Source organism: Vibrio sp. qd031 (genome assembly GCF_002100145.1).
In the GTDB taxonomy this organism is placed as follows: domain Bacteria; phylum Pseudomonadota; class Gammaproteobacteria; order Enterobacterales; family Vibrionaceae; genus Vibrio.
Map to the genome: position 1 here is coordinate 3,080 of NZ_JXQD01000010.1, position 1,952 is coordinate 5,031.

Consider the following 1,952-nt stretch of genomic DNA (forward strand, 5'->3'; position numbering starts at 1 on the left):
CCGTGACGCTGTCTGATGGCAGTGATACCACCGTCACCATTACCATCACCGGTACCGATGACGCGCCAGTGATTTCCGCGGATACCGACGCGGTAACCGAAGGCGATCTGACGCCTGTCAGCGGTACGCTAACGGCTATGGATGCAGACAACCCAGATTTGGCGTTTAACTCAAACACCATTAGCGATGCTTACGGTGAGTTCACCGTTGACGCGGACGGCAATTGGACGTTCACACTGGCGGATAATGCCACCGTGGATGCTCTGACCGCGGGTCAGAAAGAAGTCCGCGAGTTTACCGTGACGCTGTCTGATGGCAGTGATACTACAGTGACGATTACCATTACCGGTACTGACGATGCTCCGGTGATTTCGGCGGATACTGACGCGGTAACCGAGGGCGATCTGACTCCAGTCAGCGGTACGTTGACGGCGACGGATGCAGACAATCCAGACCTAGAATTTGCACCAAATACTATTACCGATGCGTACGGTGAGTTCACCGTTGACGCGGAGGGCAATTGGACGTTCACACTGGCGGATAACGCCACAGTCGATGCATTAACGGCCGGCCAGAAAGAAGTGCGCGAGTTTACCGTGACGCTGTCTGATGGCAGTGATACCACCGTCACCATTACCATCACCGGTACCGATGACGATCCGGTGATTTCTGCGGATACCGACGCGGTAACCGAGGGCGATCTGACTCCAGTCAGCGGTACGTTGACGGCGACGGATGCAGACAATCCAGACCTAGAATTTGCACCAAATACTATTACCGATGCGTACGGTGAGTTCACCGTTGACGCGGAGGGCAATTGGACGTTCACACTGGCCGATAACGCCACAGTCGATGCATTAACGGCCGGCCAGAAAGAAGTGCGCGAGTTTATCGTGACCTTGTCCGATGGCAGTGACACCACTGTCACCATTACCATTACCGGTACTGACGATGCTCCGGTGATTTCGACGGATACCGACGCGGTAACCGAGGGCGATGTGACGCCTGTCAGCGGTACGTTGACGGCGACGGATGCAGACAATCCAGACCTAGAATTTACACCAAATACTATTACCGATGCGTACGGTGAGTTCACCGTTGACGCGAATGGCAATTGGACGTTCACACTGTCGGATAACGCCACAGTGGACGCGCTGACAGCCGGCCAGAAAGAAGTGCGCGAGTTTATCGTGACCTTGTCCGATGGCAGTGACACTAAAGTGACGATTACCATCACGGGTACTGATGATGATCCGGTGATTTCGGCGGATACTGATGAAGTCACTGAAGGTGATGTGACGCCTGTCAGCGGCACGTTAACGGCGACGGATGCAGACAATCCAGACCTAGAATTTACACCAAATACTATTACCGATGCGTACGGTGAGTTCACCGTTGACGCGAATGGCAATTGGACGTTCACACTGGCGGATAACGCCACAGTCGATGCATTAACGGCCGGCCAGAAAGAAGTGCGCGAGTTTACTGTGACACTGTCCGATGGCAGTGACACTACAGTGACGATTACCATCACGGGTACTGACGATGCTCCGGTGATTTCGGCGGATACCGACGCGGTAACCGAGGGCGATGTGACGCCTGTCAGCGGCACCCTAACGGCGACGGATGCAGACAATCCAGACCTAGAATTTGCACCAAATACTATTACCGATGCGTACGGTGAGTTCACCGTTGACGCGGAGGGCAATTGGACCTTCACACTGGCCGATAACGCCACAGTGGACGCGCTGACAGCCGGTCAGAAAGAAGTGCGCGAGTTTACCGTGACGCTGTCCGATGGCAGTGACACTAAAGTGACGATTACCATCACGGGTACTGATGATGATCCGGTGATTTCGGCGGATACTGACGCGGTAACCGAGGGCGATCTGACTCCAGTCAGCGGTACGTTGACGGCGACGGATGCAGACAATCCTAATTTAGCGTTTGAA

The 1,952-nt window shown here is 54.5% G+C and carries 1 protein-coding gene; it reads left to right on the plus strand.

All coding sequences use genetic code 11. From position 1 onward, the window contains the following. Positions 1 to 1,952: VCBS domain-containing protein (locus ST37_RS20370; protein ID WP_197687448.1), on the plus strand; the 1,952-nt coding region annotated here is incomplete at both ends.